General features: G+C 68.4%; 22 protein-coding genes and 1 tRNA gene. 16 read left to right on the top strand and 7 right to left on the bottom strand.

Translation table 11 applies throughout. The features are described 5' to 3' along the window. Positions 1 to 36: 36 nt before the first annotated feature. Together H5395_RS12110 and H5395_RS12105 are read left to right on the top strand one after the other, a co-directional pair. Positions 37 to 1,332: a D-amino acid dehydrogenase gene (locus H5395_RS12110; protein WP_182792836.1), complete on the top strand. Its 1,296-nt coding sequence runs from the start codon at positions 37 to 39 to the stop codon at positions 1,330 to 1,332. Positions 1,333 to 1,356: 24 nt separating this feature from the next. Next, a complete protein-coding gene (locus tag H5395_RS12105) occupies positions 1,357 to 1,797 on the top strand; it encodes an N-acetyltransferase (protein ID WP_182792835.1) in 441 nt (146 codons plus the stop codon). Positions 1,798 to 1,830: 33 nt separating this feature from the next. Here the strand turns inward: H5395_RS12105 and H5395_RS12100 are convergent, their stop codons facing one another. Next, positions 1,831 to 2,037, bottom strand: coding sequence for a DUF1674 domain-containing protein (locus H5395_RS12100; RefSeq protein WP_182792834.1), 207 nt, complete (start codon positions 2,035 to 2,037; stop codon positions 1,831 to 1,833). A 56-nt stretch (positions 2,038 to 2,093) separates the two neighbouring features. Here H5395_RS12100 and H5395_RS12095 point away from each other — a divergent pair, with 56 nt between their 5' ends. After that, on the top strand, positions 2,094 to 3,575 hold the full coding sequence (locus H5395_RS12095; protein WP_182792833.1) for an RsmB/NOP family class I SAM-dependent RNA methyltransferase: 1,482 nt from the start codon (positions 2,094 to 2,096) through the stop codon (positions 3,573 to 3,575). Between the two features lie 238 nt (positions 3,576 to 3,813). Here the strand turns inward: H5395_RS12095 and H5395_RS12090 are convergent, their stop codons facing one another. Next, complete coding sequence (locus H5395_RS12090; RefSeq protein ID WP_182792832.1) at positions 3,814 to 4,524, bottom strand: response regulator transcription factor; 711 nt, start codon at positions 4,522 to 4,524, stop codon at positions 3,814 to 3,816. Then, positions 4,514 to 6,406, bottom strand: coding sequence for a PAS-domain containing protein (locus H5395_RS12085; RefSeq protein ID WP_182792831.1), 1,893 nt, complete (start codon positions 6,404 to 6,406; stop codon positions 4,514 to 4,516). The genes H5395_RS12090 and H5395_RS12085 overlap by 11 nt, the downstream gene beginning before the upstream one ends. Positions 6,407 to 6,562: 156 nt before the next feature. Between H5395_RS12085 and H5395_RS12080 the strand changes: the two genes are divergently transcribed. From H5395_RS12080 to H5395_RS12045, 8 genes are all read left to right on the top strand, one after another. Then, a complete protein-coding gene (locus H5395_RS12080) occupies positions 6,563 to 8,536 on the top strand; it encodes a long-chain fatty acid--CoA ligase (RefSeq protein WP_182792830.1) in 1,974 nt (657 codons plus the stop codon). 29 nt (positions 8,537 to 8,565) lie between these two features. Continuing rightward, positions 8,566 to 9,405: an ABC transporter ATP-binding protein gene (locus H5395_RS12075; protein ID WP_182792868.1), complete on the top strand. Its 840-nt coding sequence runs from the start codon at positions 8,566 to 8,568 to the stop codon at positions 9,403 to 9,405. Positions 9,406 to 9,456: 51 nt separating this feature from the next. Next, positions 9,457 to 10,473, top strand: coding sequence for a branched-chain amino acid ABC transporter permease (locus H5395_RS12070; RefSeq protein WP_370576450.1), 1,017 nt, complete (start codon positions 9,457 to 9,459; stop codon positions 10,471 to 10,473). Positions 10,474 to 10,561: 88 nt separating this feature from the next. Beyond that, positions 10,562 to 11,638 carry a branched-chain amino acid ABC transporter permease gene (locus H5395_RS12065; protein ID WP_182792829.1) on the top strand — a complete coding sequence of 359 codons (1,077 nt, stop codon included), beginning with the start codon at positions 10,562 to 10,564 and terminating at the stop codon, positions 11,636 to 11,638. 51 nt (positions 11,639 to 11,689) lie between these two features. Beyond that, the gene (locus tag H5395_RS12060) at positions 11,690 to 12,973 is read left to right on the top strand and encodes an ABC transporter substrate-binding protein (RefSeq protein WP_182792828.1); all 1,284 of its coding nucleotides are present in this window, start codon (positions 11,690 to 11,692) and stop codon (positions 12,971 to 12,973) included. A gap of 52 nt (positions 12,974 to 13,025) precedes the next feature. After that, entirely contained in the window at positions 13,026 to 13,871 is an 846-nt protein-coding gene (locus H5395_RS12055; RefSeq protein WP_182792827.1) for an ABC transporter ATP-binding protein, read from the top strand. A 21-nt stretch (positions 13,872 to 13,892) separates the two neighbouring features. Then, positions 13,893 to 15,110, top strand: a complete 1,218-nt coding sequence (locus H5395_RS12050) for a phenylacetate--CoA ligase family protein (protein ID WP_182792826.1) — start codon at positions 13,893 to 13,895, stop codon at positions 15,108 to 15,110. 26 nt (positions 15,111 to 15,136) lie between these two features. Beyond that, on the top strand, positions 15,137 to 16,552 hold the full coding sequence (locus H5395_RS12045; protein ID WP_182792825.1) for a peptidoglycan-binding protein: 1,416 nt from the start codon (positions 15,137 to 15,139) through the stop codon (positions 16,550 to 16,552). A gap of 271 nt (positions 16,553 to 16,823) precedes the next feature. Here H5395_RS12045 and ykgO read toward each other — a convergent pair whose 3' ends face one another. Both ykgO and H5395_RS12035 read right to left on the bottom strand, forming a co-directional pair. Next, positions 16,824 to 16,949: a type B 50S ribosomal protein L36 gene (gene ykgO, locus H5395_RS12040; protein WP_036720860.1), complete on the bottom strand. Its 126-nt coding sequence runs from the start codon at positions 16,947 to 16,949 to the stop codon at positions 16,824 to 16,826. 82 nt (positions 16,950 to 17,031) lie between these two features. After that, positions 17,032 to 17,106, bottom strand: a tRNA-Val gene (locus H5395_RS12035). A 148-nt stretch (positions 17,107 to 17,254) separates the two neighbouring features. Here H5395_RS12035 and H5395_RS12030 point away from each other — a divergent pair. Both H5395_RS12030 and H5395_RS12025 read left to right on the top strand, forming a co-directional pair. Then, on the top strand, positions 17,255 to 18,130 hold the full coding sequence (locus H5395_RS12030; protein ID WP_370576449.1) for an N-formylglutamate amidohydrolase: 876 nt from the start codon (positions 17,255 to 17,257) through the stop codon (positions 18,128 to 18,130). Then, entirely contained in the window at positions 18,127 to 18,552 is a 426-nt protein-coding gene (locus tag H5395_RS12025; protein ID WP_255440639.1) for an NUDIX domain-containing protein, read from the top strand. The genes H5395_RS12030 and H5395_RS12025 overlap by 4 nt, the downstream gene beginning before the upstream one ends. 23 nt (positions 18,553 to 18,575) lie before the next feature. Here the strand turns inward: H5395_RS12025 and H5395_RS12020 are convergent, their stop codons facing one another. Further along, positions 18,576 to 19,301 carry a DUF998 domain-containing protein gene (locus H5395_RS12020; RefSeq protein ID WP_182792824.1) on the bottom strand — a complete coding sequence of 242 codons (726 nt, stop codon included), beginning with the start codon at positions 19,299 to 19,301 and terminating at the stop codon, positions 18,576 to 18,578. 38 nt (positions 19,302 to 19,339) lie between these two features. Then, positions 19,340 to 20,038 carry an orotidine-5'-phosphate decarboxylase gene (pyrF, locus tag H5395_RS12015; protein ID WP_182792823.1) on the bottom strand — a complete coding sequence of 233 codons (699 nt, stop codon included), beginning with the start codon at positions 20,036 to 20,038 and terminating at the stop codon, positions 19,340 to 19,342. A 153-nt stretch (positions 20,039 to 20,191) separates the two neighbouring features. On the opposite strand from pyrF, the gene clpB reads away from it, so the two are divergent. From clpB to H5395_RS12000, 3 genes are all read left to right on the top strand, one after another. After that, positions 20,192 to 22,816 (top strand): ATP-dependent chaperone ClpB, encoded by a 2,625-nt coding sequence (clpB, locus tag H5395_RS12010; RefSeq protein ID WP_182792822.1) that lies wholly within the window; start codon positions 20,192 to 20,194, stop codon positions 22,814 to 22,816. Between the two features lie 120 nt (positions 22,817 to 22,936). Then, on the top strand, positions 22,937 to 23,806 hold the full coding sequence (gene msrP / locus H5395_RS12005; protein ID WP_182792821.1) for a protein-methionine-sulfoxide reductase catalytic subunit MsrP: 870 nt from the start codon (positions 22,937 to 22,939) through the stop codon (positions 23,804 to 23,806). Further along, positions 23,806 to 24,426: a sulfite oxidase heme-binding subunit YedZ gene (locus tag H5395_RS12000; RefSeq protein ID WP_182792820.1), complete on the top strand. Its 621-nt coding sequence runs from the start codon at positions 23,806 to 23,808 to the stop codon at positions 24,424 to 24,426. The genes msrP and H5395_RS12000 overlap by 1 nt, the downstream gene beginning before the upstream one ends. Positions 24,427 to 24,594 lie beyond the last annotated feature (168 nt).

The raw sequence follows: 24,594 nt of genomic DNA, 5'->3' as shown, positions 1-24,594 counted from the left end.
ATCCTTCCGCAAATGTCCTTTGGGGAAGGTCGAAGCATGAAGATCGTCGTTCTGGGCGCCGGCGTCATCGGGGTGACGAGCGCATGGTATCTGGCTCGCGCAGGCCATCAGGTCACGGTGGTGGACCGCCAGCCTGCCGCCGCGATGGAAACCTCCTTCGCCAATGCGGGCGAAATCTCGCCGGGCTACTCGACCCCCTGGGCCGCGCCGGGCATCCCGCAGAAAGCCCTGCGCTGGATGTTCCAGCGCCATGCGCCACTGGTGCTGCGCGCATCGGCCGACCCGGCCCGGGCAGGCTGGATGGCGCGGATGCTGCGGAACTGCACCGCCGATGCCTATGCGGTGAACAAGTCGCGGATGATGCGGATCGCCAACTATTCGCGCGACTGCCTCGGCGCGCTGCGCTCCGAAACCGGCATCCGTTACGACGAGCGCACCCGCGGCACGCTGCAGGTCTTCCGCGACGCTTACCAGGTCAAGGCCGTGCAGAAGGATATCGAGGTCCTGCGCGCCGACGGCGTCCCCTTCGAGGTGCTGGACGCCGAAGGCTGCGTCGCCGCCGAGCCGGGACTGGCCTTCTCGCGCCACCTGCTCGCGGGCGGGCTGCGGCTGCCGAACGACGAGACGGGCGATTGCCACGTCTTCACCCAAAGGCTCGCGGCGCTGGCCGAGGCCGAAGGGGTTGCGTTCCTTTACGGCACCGCCATCCACGGGCTTGAGGGATCGCCTTCACGCATCACCGCCGTGCGGACCTCGGCCGGGCGGCTGGTGGCGGACGGCTTCGTCGTCGCGCTGGGCAGCTATTCGCCCGCGCTGGTCGCGCCCTTCGGGGTGAAGCTGCCGGTGCATCCGGTCAAGGGCTATTCGCTGACCCTGCCCATCGTGGACGAGACCCGCGCGCCGGTGTCCACGGTCATGGACGAGACCTACAAGGTCGCCATCACCCGGCTGGGCGACCGTATCCGCGTGGGCGGCCTGGCGGAGCTTGCGGGCTTCGACCTGTCGCTTTCCCCGCGCAGGCGGGCGACGCTGGCGAAGTCGGTGGGCGAGCTTTTCGGCGGCGCGGGCGACCTCGACCGGGCGAGCTTCTGGACCGGCCTGCGGCCCATGACCCCGGACGGGACGCCCATCGTGGGGCCGAGCCCCATCGGCAACCTGTGGCTGAACACCGGGCACGGGACGCTGGGCTGGACCATGGCGGCAGGCTCGGGCCGGGTGCTGGCCGACCTCATCAGCGGCCGCACCCCCGAGATCAAGAGCGACGATCTTGGCCATGCCCGCTATTTGCGCCGCAGGCCGGTGCCGCTTGCGCCCATCCCGCAGGCGGCCTGAGCGGATGGCCTGGCGGATCGAGCCTTGCGATCCGGTGCATGGCAAACAGATATCGGCCCTTTCGACAAGGGCCTGGGCGCCCGTGTCCGCAGGAATGCGGGCGGGCCTTCCCCGGCATGTCTGCGCATCCTTCCATCCCCACGGCTGGGGGATCGGCAGGCCAGGAACATCCAGTCTTTCCTCGCGGCGGAAGGCGGAAGCGCACGGGTGGCTATCAAAAGCGATGCGGTCCTTGGCTGGATGGGACTGCGCTTCCACCCCGAGGATCGGATAAGCGAACTCTTCGCCATCGCCGCTGGTCCCGTTTGCAAGCGACAGGGAATCGCGCGGGCGCTGATCGAGCGCGCAGCATCGAAGTTCCGCAAAGCCGGTCTTGCCTTTGTCATGATCGAGACGGGGACAGACCCTGGTCACGCGCCGCTGCAGACGACGTATGGAAAGCCGGTTCCGAGCAATGGGCCGTGATCCGCTATGTGCGGAAGCTTTGAGCCGGGCGGCTCAGAAATCGACCGCGAGACCCTTGCGTTCGTAATCGCCGTAGCGGACGGGTTCCGGCCCGTCGCGGCCGCCCAACTCGGGCGGCAGGTCGAGGGGTGCGGCGGTGCGGCGGCGCTCCTCGGCCTCGGCCAGCGCGCGGCGGGCGGGGGGCGGTAGATGGCCCCATTCGGGGCGGTCCTCGGGCGGGACCGTGGGATCGGCAGTCATGGATAACCCCGCGCTTTTTGCGTATCGCTGCCCTTCAGCTAAGGACAACAGGCGCGATGGACAAGCGAGACGGTGAAAAGACGGGGGCCGAGGCGCGGCCAAGGCGCCGGGTGGTCGTGGTGGCACCGCAGGAGGGGGCTCTGCCCCCGCCGACTGCGTCGGCCCCCCCGGGATATTTGGGTGAAGAAGAAGGACATGGCGTCGCGCCTGAAGGCGAGCGACGGGCCAGGCAGTCCAGGCCGCGCAAGGGCGGGCAGGCTGAGCGGGCACGCAAGGGTGCCCCGGCCGCCGGGCACGGGAAGACCCCGTCTCATGCCGCGCGGGCGGGGGCGTTGCGCCTGCTGGCGGCGGTGCGCGAGGGGACCACGCTGTCCGAGGCCGAGGCAGCGCTGGACGCCCTGCCACCGTCCGAACGCGCCCGTGGGCGCAGGCTTGCGGCTGCGACGCTGCGGCACCGCAGCCGGGCCGAGGCGGTGCTTGCGCCGCTATTGTCCCGCCGCCCCCGGCCCGAGACGCTGGACCTGCTGCAGCTTGCCGTGACCGAGATGCTGGGCGAGGACGAGGCCCCGCATGGCGTCGTCAACGCCGCCGTGGCGCTGGCGCGGGCGGGTGGACCCAAGGCGAAGGCCGCGGCGGGGATGGTGAATGCCGTCCTGCGCCGCGCGGCCGAGGCGCAGGGAGTCTGGGACGCCGCGCTTCCTCCGCGCCTGCCGGACTGGCTGCGCAGCCCCGTTGCCGCCCGCTGGGGCGAAGCCGCGGCGCTGGCCATCGAGGCCGCGCATGAGCGGGGTGCGCCCCTGGACCTGACGCCGAATGGGGAGGCTCCGGGCCAGGCGCTGCCGACCGGCAGCCATCGCCTGCCCAGTGGAACGCAGGTCACGGCGCTGCCGGGCTATGCCGAGGGCCACTGGTGGGTGCAGGACGCCGCCGCCGCCCTGCCGGTGCGGCTGCTGGACCCTCGTCCCGGCGAAACGATTGCCGACCTGTGCGCCGCGCCGGGCGGCAAGACGATGCAGCTTGCGGCGGCAGGCGTGCACGTCACCGCCATCGACCTGTCGCCGCAGCGGCTGGCGCTGGTGGCCCAGAACCTCGCCCGAGTGGGTTTATCCGCCGAGACCGTGGCCGCCGATGCGCTGGACTGGCAACCGCCCGCGCCGCTGGACGCCGTCCTGCTGGACGCGCCCTGTTCCGCCACCGGGACGATCCGCCGCCATCCCGAACTGCCCCTGATCCGCGACGGGGCGATGATCCCCGATCTCGTGCGGCTTCAGGCGCGGCTGATCGATCATGCGCTGAGCCTGCTGAAACCCGGCGGGCGGCTGGTCTACGCCGTCTGCTCGCTGCATCCCGCCGAGGGCGAGGCGCAACTGGACGCCGCACTGGCCCGCCATCCCGACCTGCGGGTGGAGGCGCCCGATCCCGCGCTGTGGGACGCCGCCTGGATCACCGAAGCGGGGGCCATCCGCACCCGGCCCGATCATTGGCCGGACCTCGGGGGACTGGACGGGTTCTTCATCGTGCGGCTGGAGAAACCGTAACCCTTGCGGCGCGACGCGCTCGGGAACACGCCCGTCCCGCCTGCCGGTCTTTCTCTTTCATCCAAATATCCCCCGGGGGCTTGCGAGCGCCCGGATGGAAGGCGGATCAGAAAACAACCTTCACGGTTGTTTTTCCGCCGGATGGGTCCGGTGGACCTTTTCAGCGAGCAAGGGGCCGGTAGACCCCAGCAGGGGGTGAAAACCCCCCACTCGGGCGGTGAAGCAAAAGCACGGCCGGTCAGTTCCACCCGACCTCGGAAAGAAAGATATACCCCGCCCCGTAGATCGTCTTGATCAGGCGCGGGTTCTTGGGGTCCTCGCCAAGCTTGGTCCGCAGGCGGGAAATCCGCACGTCCATCGCCCGGTCGAAACTGTCGCCCGCCGTGCCTCCCAAGGTTTCCAGCATCTGCGTCCGGCTGATGAGCCGGCGCGGGCTGTCGAGGAACATTCGCAGCATTTCCGCCTCGGCATGGCTCAGCGGCGTTTCCGCACCATCCGGGCCGGTCAGCAGGTAGCGGTCGAAATCCGCGCTCCAGCCCGAGAAGCGGGCGGTCTGGCCGCCCCGCGCCGGTTCACGGGCGGGCTTGCGCAGACGGGCGCGGATGCGGGCCACGACCTCGGCGGGGTCGAAAGGCTTGATCACATAGTCGTCCGCGCCGAGTTCCAGCCCCGTCACCCGGTCCTGCACCTGCGCACGGCCCGAGATGATGATGATCGCCGCGCCAGATTGCGTCGCCAGCCGGTGGACCAGCGCCAGCCCGTCGCGGTCGGGCAGGCCGAGGTCGATCAGGCAGGCGTCGGGGGTCATCCGGCGCAGGGCGGCCTCGAACTCGGTCGCGCGGCCGAAGCCGGCGGTGCGGAAGCCCGCCTCCTCCAGCGCGTCGGCCAGCAGGCGGCGGATGTCGGGTTCGTCGTCGAGGATGGCGATCAGCGGCGGGTCACTTGTCATCGGGCAGGCCTGCGAAAAGGGCGTTCAGCGACGCGGCGTCGAAGGGCTTGGTCAGCACGGGCTGGGACAGCCCCTGCCGTTCGGGATCATCGGGGGGCCGCGCGGTCATCAGGATCAGGGGCAGGCCCAGCGCGCCAAGGTCGGCGCCCGAGCCGTCGCCCAGCTGCAGGTCCGACAGGATCACCGACAGGCCGGGCAGGTCGGCCAGCGACCGCGCCTCGGACAGCGAGCCGGCCTCGATCACCTGCTGCCCCATGCCGGTCAGCATCTCGCGCAGGGTTTCGCGGATCAGGTCGTCGTCGTCCACCAGCAGCACCAGCCGCCGCGCCACGCGCTGGAAGGGCAGGCGCAGCCGCACCCGCGCCCCGCCGCCCGGCGCATTGTCCAGCCGCAGGGTGCCGCCCGCCAGCTTGGTCTGGTCATAGACCATCGGCAGGCCCAGCCCTGAACCCTGACCGGGCTTGGTGGTGAAGAAGGGCTCGGTCGCGCGGGCCAGCGCCTCGGGCGCAAAGCCAGGGCCGCTGTCGATGACGGTCAGTTCCAGCCAGCGGCCGCGGACGCGGGCGGACAGGCGGATCGCGCCATGGGTGCTGCCCGACCCCGCGCCGGTTCCCGAGATCGCGTCCCGCGCGTTCAGGATCAGGTTCAGCAGCGAGTCCTGCAGCGAGCCGGGGTCCAGCAGCACCGCCCCTTGGGGCAGGTCGCAGTCCAGTTCCAGCGTCACCCCGCGTCCCAGCGACGGCCGCGCCATGGCCGCAAGCTGGTCCAGCAGGGCCGGCAGGTCCACCGGCTCGGGCGTGAGCCGGCGCGGCCCGGTGATCGTGGCGATCCGGTCCAAAAGCGCCGCCCCCCGCCGCGCGGCGGCCAGCGTCCCCGCCACGTCCGCCGCGGCCTCGGGCTGCAGGGCCAGCCGCGCCAGCCGCCCCTGCAGCCCGAGGATGATCGTCAGCAGGTTGCCGAAGTCATGCGCCAGCCCCGAGGTCATCTGCGCCGCGAGTTCCCGCCGCGCCGCATGGGTCAGGGCCTCGCGGGTGTTCACCTCGGCGGTGACATCGGTGGACAGGACATAGGCGCCCGCGCCCTGGGGATCGGGGGTCAGGGCCACGCGGATGCGGCGGCCCGACTCCGTATGCGTCACCTCCATCACCTGCGGCTCGCCCGCAAGCGCCCGGTCCAGCGCCGGGCGGATGCGGGCGAAGGTCTCGCCCAGGACCTCGGCCGACGTGCAGCCGACGATGTCGCGGGCGGCGCCCGGAAAGACCGCGCCAAGCTGCTGGTTGGAAAAGGTATAGCGGCCCTCGGCGTCCACATGGGCGATATGGGCGGGCACCATCGCCGTGACTTGCCGTGTCCGCGCCTCGGCCTCGGTCAGCACGCGCTTGGCTTCCTCGAGCGCGGCGTTCGTCGCGGCAAGCTGGCGGTTCGCGGCCGACAGCCGCTCGGCATGGCTGAGAAGCTGGCCGGACAGTTCCTCGGATCGCGCCCGCAGCAGCGATTCGGTGCGCTTGATGTCGGTGATGTCGGTATAGACGGCGATCCAGCCGCCCTGCGCAAGCGGCGCCCCCTCGACGGAAATGGTGCGGCCATCGGGGCGGGTGCGTTCCAGATAGTGGGGCTGGAAGGTGCGCGCCTGATCGACGCGCATCCGCACAGCCGCCTGGGGGTCGTTCTGGGGCCCGTATTCGCCGCGGGCGACGAGATAGGCGATGGTGTCCTCGAAGCCTGCGCCGGGGCGGACAAGGCGGTCGGGCAGGGCGAACATCCGCTGGTATTGCCGGTTCGACAGCGCCAGCCGCAGATCGGCGTCGAAGATGGAAATCGCCTGCTGAATCAGGTTCAGCCCGGATTGCATCAGTTCGTCATGGCTGTCCGGCGTCGTCATCCGTCCATGGCTACCATCGCCTTGTCCGTCGCGGAAGCCGGTAACAATTCGTAAGGTTCGGGAAAAACTCGGGCAAGATTCGCGGGCCAGACAGGACGGGCAGGCGGAAAGAGGGGTTCCGCCTGCGACGGCCGATGCCGTTCGAAGGGAGTGAGGATGAAGCTAGTCGCAGCCGCCGACGCGAGCCTGCGGTCGATTCCCGCGCTGTTGGCGCGGAACGCCGCAACGCTGGGCAACCGGCCCGCTTGTCGGGAAAAGGAATTCGGCATCTGGCAAGGCTGGACCTGGGCCGAGGCGCAGGAGGAGATCCGCGCGCTGGCCATGGGCTTTCTTGCGCTGGGCCTGAACCGCGGCGACCATGTGGCGATCATCGGGCGCAACCGCCCCGCGCATTACTGGTCGATGGTGGCCGCCCAGATGTGCGGCGCGATTCCCGTGCCGCTCTATCAGGACGCCGTGGCCTCCGAGATGGCCTATGTGCTGAACCATTCCGGCGCCCGCTTCGTCGTCTGCGGCGACCAGGAGCAGGTGGACAAGGTGATCGAGGCCGAGGAGGCCGTGAAGATCATCGACCAGATCATCTACACCGACAAGCGCGGGATGCGGAAATACGACCATTCCCGCATGAACTGGCTTGACGACGTGCAGGCCGAGGGCCGCGTCGCCCACCAGCGGTTCGAGGTGGAACTGGACGCCCGCATCGCGGAACTGGATTATGACAGCACCTGCGTGATGCTCTACACTTCCGGCACCACCGGCAAGCCCAAGGGCGTGGTGCTGTCCAACCGCAACGTGATCGAGACGGCGCGCAATTCCTCGGAATTCGACGGGCTGAAGTCTTCCGAGGAGGTGCTGGCCTATCTGCCGATGGCCTGGGTCGGGGACTTCATCTTCTCGGTCGGGCAGGCCTACTGGACAGGCTTCTGCGTGAACTGCCCCGAAGGCGCGCATACGATGATGACCGACCTGCGCGAGATCGGGCCGACCTATTTCTTCGCGCCTCCCCGCGTCTTCGAGGGCCAGTTGACCAGCGTCATGATCCGCATGGAGGACGCGGGCCGGATCAAGAAATGGCTCTTCGACCATTACATGCGGCTTGCCCGCCGCGTCGGCACGGCGCTGACGGACGGGAGGCCCGTCAGCGCGCTGGACCGGCTGCGCTACGGTCTGGGAAACCTGCTGGTCTACGGCCCGCTCAAGAACACGCTGGGCTATTCTCGCATCCGCGTAGGCTATACTGCCGGTGAAGCCATCGGGCCGGAGATCTTCGACTTCTACCGCTCGCTGGGGATCAACCTCAAGCAGCTTTACGGCCAGACCGAGGCCACGGTCTTCATCACCCAGCAACCGGACGGGCAGGTGCGGGCCGATACCGTGGGCGTGCCTTCGCCCGGCGTCGAGGTCAGAATCGCGGACAATGGCGAGGTCTTCTACCGCTCGCCCGGCACCTTCGTCGAATACTACCAGAACCCGGAATCCACCGCCTCGACCAAGGACCGCGAGGGCTGGGTCGCGACGGGCGACGCCGGGTTCTTCGAGCCAGGAAGCGGGCATCTGCGGATCATCGACCGCGCCAAGGACGTGGGGCGCATGGCGGACGGCTCGCTGTTCGCGCCGAAATATGTAGAGAACAAGCTCAAGTTCTACCCGAACATCCTTGAAGCCGTGGTGCTGGGGAACGAGCGCGACTACTGCACCGCCTTCATCAACATCGACCTGACGGCGGTCGGCAACTGGGCCGAACGCAACAACATCGCCTATGCGAGCTACCAGGAACTCGCCGGCCACCCGCAGGTCTACGAGACGATCCGCAGGCACGTCGAGGAGGTGAACGCCAGCGTGGCGCAGGATCCGATGCTGTCGGGCTGCCAGATCCACCGCTTCCTGATCCTGCACAAGGAACTGGACGCCGACGACGGCGAGATGACCCGCACCCGCAAGGTCAAGCGCGGCGTGATCTCCGAGAAATACGCCGATCTGATCGCCGCGCTCTATGACGGGCGCAAGACGGTCTACACGGAAACCGAGGTCACCTACGAGGACGGCCGCAAGGGCCGGCTGAAGGCCACGTTGCGGATCGAGGACGTCCGCACCACCCCCACGCCCGCGCAGAGGATGGCCGCCGAATGAGTCCGACCTCCCAGACCATCCTGTCCGACATGGCCCCCACTGCGCCCGCGCCGCTGCCCGGCGCCGAGGGCTACATCACCGCGGACGGCCGGAAAATCGGCGGCGTGCTGATGGACCTGCGCCGCATCACCCTGCGCTTCGGCGGGGTGACGGCGATCAAGGACATCTCCTTCGACATCCGCGAGGGCGAGATCCGCGCCATCATCGGCCCGAACGGAGCCGGCAAGTCGTCCATGATGAACGTCATGTCGGGCTTCTACGTCCCGCAGGAAGGCGAGGTCTGGTTCAAGGGCGCGCGCCGCCCGCAGATGCGGCCCTATCAGGTGGCGCGGCAGGGGCTGGCGCGGACCTTCCAGAACATCGCGCTGTTCGACGGGATGTCGGTCTTGGACAACATCATGACCGGGCGGCTGACGATGATGAAATCGTCGCTGTTGGAGCAGGCGCTGTGGTGGGGCCGGGCCGAGGCCGAGGAAACCCGCCACCGCGAACAGGTCGAGAAGATCATTGATTTCCTTGAGATTCAGAACATCCGCAAGACTCCGGTCGGGCGGCTGCCCTATGGGTTGAAGAAGCGGGTGGAACTGGCGCGCGCGCTGGCGGCCGAACCGCAGCTTCTGATGCTGGACGAGCCGATGGCCGGCATGAACGTCGAGGAAAAGGAGGACATGAGCCGCTTCATCCTCGACGTGAACGACGAGTTCGGCACCACCATCGCGCTGATCGAACACGACATGGGCGTGGTCATGGACCTGTCCGACCGGGTGGTCGTGATGGACTACGGCCGCAAGATCGGGGACGGCACACCCGACGAGGTCCGCAACAACCAGGAAGTCATCGACGCCTATCTGGGGGTGGCCCATGACTGAAAAGGCGCCGCACACACCATGCACGACTGATGCACGGTCGATGCACAACCCATGCAGACGCAACCGCGCCCGGAGGGCCTGCTGATGGAACAGCTTCTCTACGCCTCCGAGGTCCTGGTGAACGGCCTCATGGCTGGGGTCATGTATTCGCTGGTGGCGCTGGGCTTCGTCCTGATCTTCAAGGCATCCGGCGTCTTCAACTATGCGCAGGGCGTGCTGGCGCTGTTCGCCGCCCTGACGCTGGTCGGCATCCAGCAGGGCCAGATCCCCTTCGCCCATCTCATCAACGCCATGACGGGCACGCACCTGTCCTCCTTCGGCTGGACCGTGCCCTCGCTGCTGGCGATCCTGCTGACGGCGCTGGTGATGGTGGGGCTGGCGATCCTGATCGAGACCTTGGTGCTCAAGCACCTCGTCGGGCAAGAGCCGATCATCATGTTCATGGCGACGATCGGGCTGGCCTATTTCCTCGAAGGCCTCGGCGACATCATGTGGGGCGCTGACGTCAAGACGCTGGACGTGGGGCTGCCGCAGGGGATTTCCGACACGGCCGAGGCATGGACGGCGGCGCTGACAGGCTACGGCTTCTTCATCGACCGGCTGGACATCTGGGCCACGGTGATCGCGGCGCTTCTGGTCGCGGCGCTGGTGGCCTTCAGCCAGTACACCAAGCAGGGCCGCGCCATGCGGGCGGTGGCCGACGACCACCAGGCGGCACTGTCGGTGGGCATCTCGCTGCGCTTCATCTGGGTCATGGTCTGGTCCATCGCGGGCTTCGTGGCGCTGGTCGCCGGGATCATGTGGGGCACCAAGTCGGGGGTGCAGTTCTCGCTGTCGCTGATTGCGCTGAAAGCCCTGCCGGTGCTGATGCTGGGCGGCTTCACCTCGATCCCGGGCGCCATCGTCGGCGGCCTCATCATCGGTGTGGGCGAGAAGCTGTTCGAGTTCTACATCGGCCCGCTGGTCGGCGGCGCGACGGAAAGCTGGTTCGCCTATGTGCTGGCGCTGATCTTCCTGGTCTTCCGCCCTCAGGGCCTCTTCGGCGAGCGGATCATCGAGCGTGTGTGACGCCCCCTGCTCCATCTTCTTCGTGAAAATATCCTCGGGGGCGCGGGGGCAGACAGCCCCCGCTCTGACCGGGCAGAAAGGATAAGCGATGCTTTATCGTGAAGCCGGCGACTTCAAGACCAGCTACCGGGACGACAGCCAGACCTTTCCGCTGAAGCTCGACCGGATGGGCTACTGGGTCACGCTGGCGGTGGCCTTCGGGGTGATCCCCTTCGTCATCACGGACTACTGGGCCAATGCGGTGCTGGTGCCGTTCCTGATCTATGCCATCGCCGCGCTGGGGCTGAACATCCTGGTCGGTTATGGCGGGCAGGTCAGCTTGGGGACCGGGGGCTTCATGGCGGTGGGCGCCTATGCGACCTACAAGCTGTCCACCTCGTTCCCCGAGATCTCGCTCTTGATCCACATCCTGCTGGCGGGCGGGATCACCGCCGCCGTGGGGGTGTTCTTCGGCCTGCCGAGCCTGCGGATCAAGGGCTTCTATCTCGCCGTCGCGACGCTCGCCGCGCAGTTCTTCCTCGTCTGGCTCTTCAACAAGGTGCCGTGGTTCTACAACTACTCGGCCTCGGGGCAGATCACCGCGCCGGAACGCACCTTCCTGGGCTATGTCATCAGCGGCCCGGCGACCTCGGCCTCGGCAAAATACCTCGTCTGCCTGGTCTTCGCGGTGGGGCTGGCCTGGGTCGCGCGGAACCTCACCCGCGGCACGGCGGGGCGCAAGTGGATGGCGATCCGCGACATGGACATCGCGGCCGAGATCATCGGGGTGAACCCGCTGACCGCCAAGATGAGCGCCTTCGCCGTCTCGTCCTTCTTCATCGGCATCGCGGGGGCGCTGCTGTTCTCGATCTATCTCGGCGCGGCGGAAGCCAGCGAGACCTTCGGGATCACCAAGTCCTTCCTCGTGCTGTTCATGGTCATCATCGGCGGCCTCGGGTCCATCTTCGGCAGCTTCGCGGGCGCGGCCTTTCTTGTCGTCCTGCCGGTCTTCCTGAAAAACGTGCTGGTCGGGGCTTTCGGCTGGCCCACCGACCTTGCCGCCCATATCGAGCTGATGATCGTAGGCGCGCTGATCGTCTTCTTCCTGATCGTCGAGCCGCATGGGCTGGCCCAGCTCTGGCGGCTGACCAAGGAAAAGCTGCGGCTCTGGCCGTTCCCGCATTGACAAGAACCGGGCCGAACCCGGCGCAACCATAAATCTTCTGGGAGGAACCTGATGAAACTTCGCTTCGCTGCCGCCGTCGCCGCCGCCATGATGGCCGCAGCCCCGGCCCTGGCCGACCTGACCGTGCCGAACCTGAGCTATCGCACCGGCCCTTACGGCGCGAACGGCAACCAGTATGCCGACGGCTTCAACGACTACTTCACCCTGCTGAACGAGCGCGACGGCGGCATCGGCGGCCAGCGCGTCCTGACGCCGGAATGCGAGACCGCCTACAACACCGAAAAGGGGGTCGAGTGCTATGAATCGACCAAGGGTTCGGGCGCGCTGGTCTACAACCCCTTCTCGACCGGCATTACCTATCAGCTGATCCCCAAGGTTTCCTCCGACGGCATCCCGATGCTGACGCCGGGCTACGGTCGGACCTCGGCCAAGGACGGCAGCGTCTTCCAGTGGGTGTTCAACCCACCCGCGAACTACTGGGACGGCGCCTCGGTCATCGTCAAGCACCTGCTGGACGTGAACGGGGGCGACCTGAACGGCAAGACCATCGCGCTGGTCTATCACAACTCGGCCTTCGGCAAGGAGCCGATCCGCACGCTCGAGGAACTGTCGAAGAAGCACGGCTTCACCCTGACCCAGATCCCCGTCGATCCTCCGGGGCAGGAGCAGAAGTCGCAGTGGCTGCAGATCCGCCGGCAAAAGCCGGACCACGTGATCCTTTACGGCTGGGGCGTGATGAACCAGGCGGCGATTCAGGAGGCCGCCAACATCCGCTATCCGATGGAAAACATGGTCGGCATCTGGTGGGCCGGGGGCGAAGTGGACGTGGAGCCCGCGGGCGCGGCCGCCAACGGCTACAAGTCCGCGACCTTCAACGGCGTCGGCATGGACTATCCCTTCTACGGTGATCTCAAGACCCATGTGCTGGATGCCAACAAGGCGTCGGGCGGGGGCGCACATGTCGGCAAGGCGATGTATTCGCGCGGCATGTACGCGGCGCTGGTGATCGCCGAGGGGATCAGGAAGGCGCAGGAACTGGCCGGGACGCCCGAGATCACGGCCGCGCAGATGCGCGACGGGCTCGAGGCGCTGGAGATCAGCGAGGCGCGGATGGGAGAACTGGGCCTGCCCGGCTTTGGCCAGCCCTTCCAGCTGTCCTGCCAGAACCACGGCGGCGCGGGCATGGGGATGATCCAGCAATGGGACGCCTCGGCCAAGCAGTGGAAGCTGATCACCGAGTTCATCCAGCCGGATGAGGAGGTGCTGCAGCCGCTGATCACCGCCGACGCCCAGGCCTTCGCCGCGGAAAACAACATCCAGCCGCGCTGCAACTGATCCACGCGCCCCGGCGGTCTGCCGCCGGGGCATCCCCCTTGAGGAGCCCGAGATGCTGGACGCTGCCACTGCACCCCTGACCACCGCCCGCGCGGACGAGGCGCTGCTTGAGGTCAACAACATCGAGGTCATCTACAACCACGTCATCCTGGTCCTGAAAGGGGTCAGCCTGTCGGTCCCCAAGGGCTCGGTCACCGCGCTGCTGGGCGGGAACGGCGCGGGCAAGACCACGACGCTGAAGGCGGTGTCGAACCTGCTGAAGTCCGAGCGCGGCGAGGTGACGAAGGGCGCGATCACTTACCGGGGCGAGAATGTCACCGACCTGGACCCCGCAGCCTTGGTCAAGAAGGGTGTCATCCAGGTGATGGAAGGCCGCCATTGCTTCGAGCACCTGACGGTCGAGGAAAACCTGCTGACCGGCGCCTATACCCGCGGCGACGGCGCGGCTGCGGTGAAGCGCGACCTGGAAATGGTCTATGAATACTTCCCGCGCCTGCGCGAGCGGCGGAAGTCCCAGGCCGGCTATACCTCGGGCGGCGAGCAGCAGATGACCGCCATGGGCCGGGCGCTGATGAGCCGGCCCGAGACGATCCTGCTGGACGAACCATCGATGGGTCTTGCCCCGCAACTGGTCGAGCAGATCTTCCAGATCGTGAAGAAGGTGAACGAGGGCGAGGGCGTGACCTTCCTTCTGGCCGAGCAGAACACCAACGTGGCGCTGCGCTATGCGCACTATGGCTATATCCTGGAAAGCGGCCGCGTGGTGATGGACGGCGAGGCCGCCGCCCTGCGCGAGAACCCCGACGTCAAGGAGTTCTACCTCGGGATGGCGGACGAGGGCCGCAAGTCCTTCCGCGACGTGCGATCCTATCGCCGCCGCAAGCGTTGGCTCGCCTGAGCCCTTTCAGAGAAAAGTTCGATGAGCAATTACGACGACCTGGAAATCCGCAGCAGCGACGAGCGCGAGGCCGATCTGGCCGATGCGCTGGCCCGCGCGATCTCGAACGCGCAGACGGCGCCCGCGCTGGCGCGTGCCTTGCGCGACGTGGAGCCGGCCGAGGTGCGGAGCCGCGCCGACCTTGCCCGCTTGCCGGTGATCCGCAAGGCGGAACTCTCCGAGGCGCAGAAGAAGAAGCCCCCGTTCGGCGGCTATACCACCCGCCACCCGCACGAGTTCCACCATGTCTTCCAGTCGCCCGGTCCGATCTATGAACCGGGCCGCGTGGATGCCGACTGGTGGCGGCTGGGGCGCTTTGCCTTCGCGGCGGGGCTGTCCAGCAGCGACATCCTGCAGAACTGCTTCGGCTATCACCTGACGCCCGCCGGGATGATGTTCGAAAGCGCCGCCCGCGCCGTGGGCGCGGCGGTCCTGCCGGCGGGCACCGGGCAGACGGAACTGCAGGTCCGCGCCGCGGCCGACATCGGGACCACGGCCTATTCGGGGACGCCGGATTACCTGAAGGTGATCCTCGATCGCGCCGACGAGATGGGGGTGGAACTCGGTTTCAAGCGGGCGCTGGTGTCGGGGGGGGCGCTTTTCCCCTCGCTGCGGCAAAGCTATGCGGATCGCGGCATCGCCACGCTGCAGTGCTATGCGACCGCTGACCTCGGCCTGGTCGCCTATGAGAGCGAGGCGATGGAGGGGATGATCGTCGATGAGCGGGTGATCGTGGAAATCGTCCGCCCCGGCACCGGCGATCCGGTCCCCGAGGGCGAAGTGGGCGAGGTCGTCGTGACCACGCTGAACCCGGACTATCCGCTGATCCGTTTTGCCACCGGGGATCTCTCGGCGGTGATGCCGGGGGAAAGCCCTTGCGGGCGGACCAACATGCGGATCAGGGGCTGGATGGGCCGCGCCGACCAGACGGCCAAGATCAAGGGGATGTTCGTGCGCCCCGAGCAGGTGGCCCAGCTTGTCGCCCGCCACCCCGAGGTGTCACGCGCCCGTGTCATCGCGGATCGTGCGGATGAAATGGACGTGATGGTTGTCCAACTTGAAACAATGCAGCAGAACCCCGCGCTATACGAGGCGTCGGTGCTCGATGCACTCAAGCTGAAGGGCCGGGTCGAGTTGGTCGCCCCTGGGTCGCTGCCGAACGATGGCAAGGTGATCGAGGATCGGCGCAGCTACGGCTGAAACGGCCCCTGACAAGGGGGACCAGCATGGTCGGAAAAGGGTTGAAGGGGCGGATCACCGCCCTTGTGGTGGCGGCTTTGGCGGCGGGCCTGGTGGGTGCCGCGCCCGGCGGCGGTGCGATGGCGCAGGTGATCCCGCCCGACGCGCCCGCAAGTGCCGAGGACGACGCGCTGTGGCGGCTGGCGCAGGGGCGGGGGACGGCGGATGCCTACCGCAACTACCTGTCCACCTTCCCCGCTGGCGCCTTTGCGGCGCAGGCGCGGGCGCGGCTGGGCCAGTTGCAGGCGGGATCGGCGCCGATCACGGGCACGCCCTTGCCGCCGATGCAGTCGTCCCCTGCCACGCAGCCGGTGCCCGCGCCCGTTCCGACCCCTGTCACGCAGCCGCCCACGAGTCCCGCACCCGCACCCGCACCGGCCGTGCCGCAGGAAGCGGTGCAGGCCGAGACGGCGCTGGCGCTGACGCTTGAGGACCGGCGGGCGATCCAGTCGCGGCTGACCTTGCTGGGGCATGACACCCGCGGGATCGATGGCACCTTCGGCTCGGGCACCCGCCGCGCGATCGTCGCCTGGCAGACGGGCCGGGGCCTTGCCCCGACCGGCTACCTGACCGCCGCGCAGGCGCAGGAACTGCGAACCGGGACAGCGCCCGCGCCCGCCACGCCTGCCCCGACGACGACCGCGCCGGCAACGGGGGCCACGGCCGAGACCGAGGCGGCGCTGGGCCTGACCGCGACGGAAAAGCGCATCATCCAGTCACGGCTGACGCAGCTTGGCCATGACACGCGCGGGATCGACGGGGCCTTCGGCCCGGGTTCGCGCCGCGCCATCACCGCCTGGCAGGCGGCGAACAACCTGCCCGCGACGGGCTTCCTGACCCGCGCCGCTGCGGATGCGCTGCTGAACGCGGGCACCACCCCGGCCGGGCGGGTGCTGACAGAGGAGGAGCAGGCCCAGCGCGCCGAGGCGGCGCTGAACCTGACGCGCGAGGATCGGACGGCGGTCCAGCGGGCGCTGGTCGTGGCAGGCCATGACACGCGCGGTGTGGACGGCACCTTCGGCTCGGGTTCGCGCCGGGCGATCCGCGACTGGCAGGCCGGGCGGGGGGCGCCCGCGACGGGCTACCTGATGGCCGAGCAGGTCCGGGTGCTGAAGGGAGAGGCGCCGGCGGCATCCACCACTGTTCCGACGCCGCCGCCGGCTGCGGCAGGTCCGGGGACCTCGGCCGAGGACGAAGCCGGGCTGGGTCTAACCGATCTTGCGCGGGTCGAGGTGCAGGCCCGGCTGAGCGCGCTGGGCTATGAGCCGAACGGCGTGGACGGGCGATTCGGGCCGGGCACGCGGCGGGCGATCTCGGCCTGGCAGGGCGACAACGGGCTGGCGGCGACCGGCTTCCTGAGCGCTGACCAACTGGCCCGGCTGCGGGCGCAGCGGGGGAGGTGAAAGGGAAGGGGCGGCGGAGTGGTGCGTGCGAAGCACGCACCCTGCGGTGCCGAAGGGCCTTGGACGTCCTGTAGGGTGCATGCTTCGCACGCACCTGCCGCGCCACCCCGATCCACAAAAGGCAACGATCCGCCGGAAGACCGCGAGCAGCGGGGACTTGGGCAAGGCAAGTGCGCGCCGCAGGTGCCGGAGGAAACGCCCTTCGGAAACGGAAAACGCCCGCAGCACGGGGCTGCGGGCGTTTTTCGTTGTCCGGCCAGGCCGGGGGCGATCAGCCCTGTCGCGCCTTGAAGCGGCGGTTGGTCTTGTTGATCACGTAGATGCGGCCCTTGCGGCGCACCACTTGGCAGTCCCGGTGACGCTCTTTCAGCGAACGCAGCGAGTTGCGAACCTTCATCGGTTTTCTCCCTCTTCGCGGCGCTCGCATCGCGCCTTGAAACTGAAATGCCCCCGGTGACATGCCGAGGGCGGCGAAAGAATGGTGGGCGGTACTGGGATCGAACCAGTGGCCACTACGATGTCAACGTAGTGCTCTACCGCTGAGCTAACCGCCCGTGCCAGCCGGACCCGCCCCTTGCGGAACGGAATCGCGTTGGTCCGCGTGTCTATAAGGCCCGCGTCCCCGCCCCGCAAGTGCCCTTTTTCAGCCTGCCCCCTTCGGCTATACAGCAGGCTTGCAACGATGATGAGAGGCCCGTGCCGATGATCCCGATGCCTGCCCCTGACGGCCCGACCTTTGACATCGCGCGGCCGGCCGACTGGGTGGGGGGCGTGATCTTCGCCTCGCCGCATTCGGGCCGCGACTATCCCGGCTGGTTCCTGGCCGAATCGATGCTGGACCCGCATGTATTGCGTTCGTCCGAGGATGCCTTCGTGGACCGGCTGATCGCGCCTGCCGTGGCGGCGGGCGCCGTCACCCTGACCGCGCGGGTGCCGCGCTGCGTGGTGGACCTGAACCGGGGCGCGGACGAACTGGACCCGGCGGCGATCGAGGGCGCGGCCTCGCGCCGCGCTGATCCGCGCATCCAGTCGGGGCTGGGCGTGATCCCGCGCGTCGTGGCCCAAGGCCGCGCGATCCGGCGCGGCAAGCTGACCCTGGCCGAGGCGCAGCGGCGGATCGACGCGCTGTGGCGGCCCTATCACGCGGCGCTGGAAGGGCTGATGGCCGAGGCGGTGGCGCGGCACGGCCGCGCGATCCTGATCGACGTCCATTCCATGCCGCGCGAGGCGCTGCTGCACCTGCAGGCGCCGCCGCCCGACATCGTGCTGGGCGACCGCAACGGCGCCTCGGCCGACCCCGCGATCAGCGAGGCGGTGCATGGCGCGCTGATCGGCGCCGGGTTCCGGGTGCGCCGCAACTCTCCCTTCGCGGGGGCGCATGTGGCGTCGGCCTACGGGCGGCCGCTGCGGGGCTGCCATGTGGTGCAGATGGAGATCGACCGCTCGCTTTACATGGACGAGGCGGCGATCCGGCCGCACCGGGGCTTTGACGACCTCGCCCGCCGTCTGGGCGGGGTGATCGCGCATGTCGCGGCGCTGCCCTTGGACGGCACCGGCCTGCCGCTGGCGGCGGAATGAGGGCGGGGCCGGGCGGGATGCGGTGGAGCGGGGCGAAGCTGGTGCTGACCTGCGGCGACAGCCTGCTGGTCCTGCGCCGCGACGACGTCCCCACCATCAACTGGCCGGGGGCCTGGGACCTGCCGGGCGGACGGCGCGAAGGGGACGAGCCGCCCGAGGAGTGCGCGCTGCGCGAGCTTTTTGAGGAAACCGGCCTGCGGCTGGACCGGGCGCGGCTGCGCGGCCACGCGCGGGAACTGCCGCACCGGCCGGGGCGGGCGGGCTGGTACTTCCATGCCGAGATCACCCCCGTGGAGGCTGCGGGCGCGACCTTGGGCGACGAGGGGGCCGAGCTGCGGCTGATGCCGGTGGCCGAGTTCGTGGATCATCCGAACGCGGTGCCGCATTTCCGGGCCATCGTGCGTGAGATGCTGGCGGGCTGAGGTGGCGGGTTCCGGCCGCGGCCTCAGCGGGCGTCGGCTGCGGCAACGGCGCGGACCATCGGGCGCATCGCGTCGCCCTTGACCATCCACGAGGTCGCGAAGGCGAAGGTGGCGATGGTTTCCAGCCAGAACACCGGGCGCAGGGGCAGAAGCTGCGTCTTGACCGGATCGGGCGACAGCAGGATCAGCCCGATCAGCGCCAGCGCCGCGACGATGATCCAGCCGCAGGCGCGGTAGATCCGGTTGCTCGCGGTCTTCTCGGCGTCGGGATGGTCCCCGCGGACGAAGAGCACCAGACAGAACAGCGCCAGCGCCCCGAAGAAGGCGCCGGCCCCCAACCAGTGCAGCGTGCCGGCCAGCGAGAAGCCGATGACGCATTGGCTGAGGGTGCAGGCCACCGGCTCGGCCGGCGCGGTCGGGATCAGCGCCACGGCCAGCGCCCCCAGCGAGGCCGCGCGGCCGGCCATGAGGTCGCTCAGCCATTCGCCGGGGCGGGGGCGGTAGCCCTCGTAGCTCCACAGGAAGACGGCGATGGCGCAAAGGGTACCGACGAGGACCTCGCGCATGGGGGAATAGTAATAGGCCGAGATGCTGGGCCGCAGGCCTTGGCCGAAGATCACGCTCCACAGGACGAGGACGGTGGGAAGGAAATAGCCCAGAAGCCCGATGGCCCGCCTGACCCGCAGGAAGGACAGCACCAAGTCGTTGTCGGATCGTTCCGCGTAGCCGTGGAAGTCGCCGTCCCGCATCGCCTCTCTCCCCCACGCGCCCCGGGAGGATCAGGCTATCACGATTCTCGCGGGGGGTGAGCGATTTCCGCAAGGATCGCCCGCGCCGCGGCGCGGGGGTCGGGGGACTGCCAGACGGGGCGGCCGACGACGATGTGATCGGCGCCCGCGGCCAGCGCGGCGGCGGGGGTCTCGACCCGCTTCTGGTCGCCGGGCGCGGCGCCTGCGGGGCGAACGCCGGGGGTGACGATCAGGCGCGAACCGGGCAGGGCGCGGATCGCTTGCGCCTCGCGCGGCGAGGCGATGACGCCGTCGGCCCCCGCATCGAAGGCGCGGGCGGCGCGTTCGACGGTCAGGTCGTGCAGGTCGCCCGCTTGCATCATCCCGGCGTCAAGGTCGGCGCGGTCAAGCGAGGTCAGGATCGTCACCGCGAGGATCTTCAGGTCAGAGCCCGCCGCGCCCTCTTTCGCGGCGCGCACCACATGGGGGTCGCCGTGGACGGTCAGGAAGTCGAGGTCGAACCCCGCAAGACCCCGGACGGCGGCTTCCACCGTCGCGCCGATGTCGTAAAGCTTCATGTCGAGGAAGATGCGCTTGCCGTGGTCCTGTTTCAGCTCATTGGCCAGCGCCAGCCCGCCGCCGGTCAGCATCCCCAGCCCGATCTTGTAGAAGGACACGGTGTCGCCAAGCTGCTGGGCCAGTTGTAGTCCGGCCAGCGCATCGGGCAGGTCCAGCGCCACGATCAACCGGTCGTCCATAGGGTGCCTCCGCCAGCGAAATCAGGGGCTTTTCGCATGGACGGCGGCGACTTGAAACCCCGGCGCGGGGCGCACATCTGGATTGCAGGACCCGCGACGGGCCGTGCCATGACGGGCGGCGCCAAGGCGGGGGCTGCAAAGGAGATTTTGCCGATGGACATGGAAAAGTTCACGGAACGGTCGCGCGGGTTTTTGCAGGCCGCGCAGACCATCGCGATCCGCGAAGGCAACCAGCGCGTGCTGCCCGAGCACCTGCTGAAGGCGCTGATGGATGACGACCAGGGGCTGGCCGCCAACCTGATCACCCGCTCGGGCGGCGATGCCACGGCGGTGCGCCGCGCGGTGGACGAGACGGTGGCGAAGCTGCCCAAGGTCTCGGGCGGCGACGGGCAGGTTTACGTGGATACCGGCCTCGTGCGCGTCATGGACGAGGCGCAGAAGATCGCCAAGCAGGCCGGCGACAGCTTCGTGCCGGTCGAGCGCGTGCTGATGGCGCTGGCGATGGTGAACACGCGGGCCAAGGACGCGCTGGACGCGGGGAAAGTCACCGCGCAGGCGCTGAACGCCGCGATCAACGACATCCGCAAGGGGCGGACGGCTGATTCCGCTTCCGCCGAGGACACCTATGAGGCGCTGTCCAAATATGCGCGCGACCTGACCGAAGCCGCCGAGCAGGGCAAGATCGACCCGATCATCGGCCGCGACGAGGAAATCCGCCGCACCATGCAGGTGCTGTCCCGCCGGACCAAGAACAACCCGGTGCTGATCGGGGAACCCGGCGTCGGCAAGACCGCCATCGCCGAGGGCCTCGCGCTGCGGATCGTCAACGGCGACGTGCCCGAGTCGCTGCGCAACAAGAAGCTGATGGCGCTGGACATGGGCGCGCTGGTCGCCGGCGCGAAATACCGCGGCGAGTTCGAGGAGCGGCTGAAGGCCATCCTGAACGAGGTCGAGACCGCCGCCGGGGAAATCATCCTCTTCATCGACGAATTGCACCTGCTGGTCGGCGCGGGCAAGACCGATGGCGCGATGGACGCCGCGAACCTGATCAAGCCGGCGCTGGCGCGGGGCGAACTGCATTGCGTGGGCGCGACGACGCTGGACGAATACCGCAAGTATATCGAGAAGGACGCGGCGCTCGCCCGGCGCTTCCAGCCGGTGCTGGTGCAGGAGCCGACGGTCGAGGACACCATCTCGATCCTGCGCGGCATCAAGGAAAAGTATGAGCTTCACCACGGGGTGCGGATTTCCGACGCGGCGCTGGTGGCGGCGGCGACGCTGAGCCACCGTTACATCACCGACCGCTTCCTGCCGGACAAGGCGATCGACCTGATGGATGAGGCCGCCAGCCGCCTGCGGATGGAGGTCGATTCCAAACCCGAGGAACTGGACCAGCTCGACCGCCAGATCCTGCAGATGCAGATCGAGGCCGAGGCGCTGAAAAAGGAAGACGACACCGCCTCGCGCGACCGGCTGGAACGGCTGGAAAAGCAGCTGTCCGACCTGCAGCAGCAGTCGGCGGAACTGACCGCCCGCTGGCAGGCCGAGCGCGACAAGCTGGAAGGCTCGCGCCACGTCAAGGAGCAGCTTGACCGCGCCCGCGCCGAGCTTGAGCAGGCCAAGCGCGAAGGCAACCTCGCCCGCGCGGGGGAATTGTCCTACGGCATCATCCCCGGACTGGAGCGGCAGATCGCCGAAACCGAAGGTCACGAGGACGGCCCGCTGGTCGAGGAAGCCGTGCGCCCCGAGCAGATCGCCGAGGTGGTGGAACGCTGGACCGGCATCCCCACCAGCAGGATGCTGGAAGGCGAGCGCGAGAAGCTGCTGAAGATGGAAGAGGTGCTGGGCAAGCGCGTCATCGGCCAGTCCGAGGCGGTGACAGCGGTGGCGAATGCCGTCCGCCGGGCACGGGCGGGGCTGAACGACCCCAAGCGTCCGCTGGGCAGCTTCCTGTTCCTCGGCCCCACCGGCGTCGGCAAGACCGAACTGACCAAGGCCATCGCGCAATATCTGTTCGACGACGATTCCGCGATGGTCCGCGTGGACATGAGCGAGTTCATGGAAAAGCACTCGGTCAGCCGGCTGATCGGCGCGCCGCCCGGCTATGTCGGCTATGACGAGGGGGGCGTGCTGACCGAGGCCGTGCGGCGGCGTCCCTATCAGGTGATCCTGTTCGACGAGGTCGAAAAGGCCCACCCGGACGTCTTCAACGTGCTGCTGCAGGTGCTGGACGACGGCCAGTTGACCGATGGGCAGGGACGGACGGTGGACTTCAAGAACACGCTGATCATCCTGACCTCGAACCTCGGCGCGCAGGCGCTGAGCCAGTTGCCCGAGGGGGCCGAGTCCTCGGCCGCGCGGGCCGAGGTGATGGCGGCGGTGCGCGGACATTTCCGGCCCGAGTTCCTGAACCGGCTGGACGAGATCATCATCTTCCACCGGCTGAGCCGGGCGAACATGGATGCGATCGTGGACATTCAGCTTGTCGGGCTGGAGCGGCGCCTGGCGGACCGCAACATCACGCTGGACGTGGAGCCGGCCGCGCGGACCTGGCTGGCCGACGAGGGTTATGACCCGGTCTTCGGGGCGCGGCCGCTGAAGCGGGTGATCCAGCGATCCCTGCAGAACCCGCTGGCCGAGATGCTGCTGTCGGGAGAGGTGATGGACGGCCAGACCGTGACGGTCACCGCCGGACCCGAGGGGCTGATCGTCGGCGACCGCGTCAGCGCAGGGGCGCAGGGCGGTAATGAGCGCCCCGCAGATGTCGTGCTGCAATAAGCGGATCGGCCTCGGCCTTCATGGGCCGGGGCCTTTTCCTTGCCGGGAACGTGATGGCGCGGGCAGGATCGTTGATGCCTTGGCCCGCGTTTTTGCGATGCTATCCGAAGGGGAAATGCCATGAAGCTGTCTTGGTCCGACGTCACGCCCGAGGCGCGGTTTCTGAACCGCCGCGCCTTCATCGCGGGTCTGGGCGTGGCCGCGGCCGCCCCCGCCTTGGCGGCAGTTGAGGAGCCCAACAGCTTCGAGCAGATCACCAACTACAACAACTTCTACGAATTCGGCTTCGGCAAGACCGACCCGGCCGAGAACGCGGGCCAGCTCACCACCGACCCCTGGGCAGTCGAGGTTGGCGGGCTGGTGGACCGGCCCGGCAGCTACTCGGTCGCCGACCTCGCCCCCGAGAACGCGGTCGAGGAACGCATCTACCGCCTGCGCTGCGTCGAGGCCTGGAGCATGGTGATCCCGTGGATGGGCGTGCCGCTGGCGAGCGTGCTGGACAAGGTGGGCGTGCAGCCGGGGGCCAGGTTCGTGGCTTTCGAGACGCTGTTGCGCCCCGAGGAGATGCCCGAGCAGCGCCGCCGCAGCATGGACTGGCCCTATCGCGAGGGGCTGCGGCTGGATGAGGCGATGCATCCGCTGACGATTCTCGCGACCGGGCTTTATGGCAAGCCGATGCCCAACCAGAACGGTGCCCCGATTCGGCTGGTGGTGCCGTGGAAATACGGCTTCAAGTCGATCAAGAGCATCGTGAAGATCACCCTGACCGACAGTCAGCCCGTCACCACTTGGCAGGCGATGCAGCCCCGCGAATACGGCTTCTATGCCAACGTGAATCCGCAGGTGGACCACCCGCGCTGGAGCCAGGCGACCGAGCGGCGCATCGGCGCGGGCCTGTTCGGCGCCCGTCAGGACACGCTGATGTTCAACGGCTACGGCGATCAGGTCGCGCAGATGTATGCCGGGATGGATCTGGCGCGGGATTACTGATGGATCGTATCCGCCGCCTGCCGACAGGCATGGTCTGGGGTTTGGGCGTGCTGCCGCTGGCACTGCTGGTCTGGGATACGCTGGCGGGGAACCTCGGCGTCGATCCGGTGCGCGACATCGAGCACCGGCTGGGCCGCACGGCGGTCTATTTCCTCATCGCCTCGCTCTGTGTGACGCCGATCCTGCGGATCGCCCGGGTCAATCTGGTGAAGTTCCGGCGGCCGCTGGGATTGCTGGCGGCCAGCTATGCCGGATTGCACCTGCTTGCATGGGCGATCCTCGATATGGGGCTGCTGTGGCCGCAGATGCTGAGGGACATCGCCAAGCGCCCCTATCTGACGATCGGGATGGCAGTGCTGGTGATTCTGCTGGTGATGGCGGCGACCAGTTCGAACGCCGCGATTCGGTGGCTGGGGCCGATGAGGTGGCGGGTGATTCATCGCTGGGTCTATCTCGCGGCGCCTCTGGCCGTGTTCCACTGGTTGCTCGCCTACAAGATCTGGCCCGCGAAGCCCTTGGTGATTCTGGCGCTGGTGGCCATTCTGCTGGCACTGCGGCTGCCTTGGCTGCAGGGACGGCTGAAGGCGCTTCCGCAGAGTCCTTTGAAATCAAGCGAATGAAGGTTTTTTGACAGGCGAATGAAAGTTTTTCGAAGAATCCGCTTGCTCTCTTCCTCGTCTCCTCCTAGATACCGCTTCACCGAACGGCGGGGACGCTGTGAGGGACGGGGAAGCCGGGAGGTTGACCTGGGGGGCTCTGGAAGGCTCTGCGGAAGATGGTCGAGAAAG

The sequence above is a fragment of the Paracoccus sp. MC1854 genome (genome assembly GCF_014164635.1).
Taxonomy (GTDB): Bacteria; Pseudomonadota; Alphaproteobacteria; order Rhodobacterales; family Rhodobacteraceae; genus Paracoccus.
Note: the sequence above shows the minus strand (reverse complement) of the source record. Positions and strands in the feature narration are given on the sequence as shown.

Excerpts from the sequence above, each read along its gene's own strand:
- H5395_RS12110 (WP_182792836.1), top strand. The coding sequence starts at position 37 with ATGAAGATCGTCGTTCTGGGCGCCGGCGTCATCGGGGTGACGAGCGCA.
- H5395_RS12100 (WP_182792834.1), bottom strand. The coding sequence starts at position 2,037 with ATGACTGCCGATCCCACGGTCCCGCCCGAGGACCGCCCCGAATGGGGC.
- H5395_RS12095 (WP_182792833.1), top strand. The coding sequence starts at position 2,094 with ATGGACAAGCGAGACGGTGAAAAGACGGGGGCCGAGGCGCGGCCAAGG.
- H5395_RS12090 (WP_182792832.1), bottom strand. The coding sequence starts at position 4,524 with ATGACAAGTGACCCGCCGCTGATCGCCATCCTCGACGACGAACCCGAC.
- H5395_RS12085 (WP_182792831.1), bottom strand. The coding sequence starts at position 6,406 with ATGACGACGCCGGACAGCCATGACGAACTGATGCAATCCGGGCTGAAC.
- H5395_RS12080 (WP_182792830.1), top strand. The coding sequence starts at position 6,563 with ATGAAGCTAGTCGCAGCCGCCGACGCGAGCCTGCGGTCGATTCCCGCG.
- H5395_RS12075 (WP_182792868.1), top strand. The coding sequence starts at position 8,566 with ATGGCCCCCACTGCGCCCGCGCCGCTGCCCGGCGCCGAGGGCTACATC.
- H5395_RS12070 (WP_370576450.1), top strand. The coding sequence starts at position 9,457 with ATGCAGACGCAACCGCGCCCGGAGGGCCTGCTGATGGAACAGCTTCTC.
- H5395_RS12065 (WP_182792829.1), top strand. The coding sequence starts at position 10,562 with ATGCTTTATCGTGAAGCCGGCGACTTCAAGACCAGCTACCGGGACGAC.
- H5395_RS12060 (WP_182792828.1), top strand. The coding sequence starts at position 11,690 with ATGAAACTTCGCTTCGCTGCCGCCGTCGCCGCCGCCATGATGGCCGCA.
- H5395_RS12055 (WP_182792827.1), top strand. The coding sequence starts at position 13,026 with ATGCTGGACGCTGCCACTGCACCCCTGACCACCGCCCGCGCGGACGAG.
- H5395_RS12050 (WP_182792826.1), top strand. The coding sequence starts at position 13,893 with ATGAGCAATTACGACGACCTGGAAATCCGCAGCAGCGACGAGCGCGAG.
- H5395_RS12045 (WP_182792825.1), top strand. The coding sequence starts at position 15,137 with ATGGTCGGAAAAGGGTTGAAGGGGCGGATCACCGCCCTTGTGGTGGCG.
- ykgO (WP_036720860.1), bottom strand. The coding sequence starts at position 16,949 with ATGAAGGTTCGCAACTCGCTGCGTTCGCTGAAAGAGCGTCACCGGGAC.
- H5395_RS12030 (WP_370576449.1), top strand. The coding sequence starts at position 17,255 with ATGATCCCGATGCCTGCCCCTGACGGCCCGACCTTTGACATCGCGCGG.
- H5395_RS12025 (WP_255440639.1), top strand. The coding sequence starts at position 18,127 with ATGAGGGCGGGGCCGGGCGGGATGCGGTGGAGCGGGGCGAAGCTGGTG.
- H5395_RS12020 (WP_182792824.1), bottom strand. The coding sequence starts at position 19,301 with ATGCGGGACGGCGACTTCCACGGCTACGCGGAACGATCCGACAACGAC.
- pyrF (WP_182792823.1), bottom strand. The coding sequence starts at position 20,038 with ATGGACGACCGGTTGATCGTGGCGCTGGACCTGCCCGATGCGCTGGCC.
- clpB (WP_182792822.1), top strand. The coding sequence starts at position 20,192 with ATGGACATGGAAAAGTTCACGGAACGGTCGCGCGGGTTTTTGCAGGCC.
- msrP (WP_182792821.1), top strand. The coding sequence starts at position 22,937 with ATGAAGCTGTCTTGGTCCGACGTCACGCCCGAGGCGCGGTTTCTGAAC.
- H5395_RS12000 (WP_182792820.1), top strand. The coding sequence starts at position 23,806 with ATGGATCGTATCCGCCGCCTGCCGACAGGCATGGTCTGGGGTTTGGGC.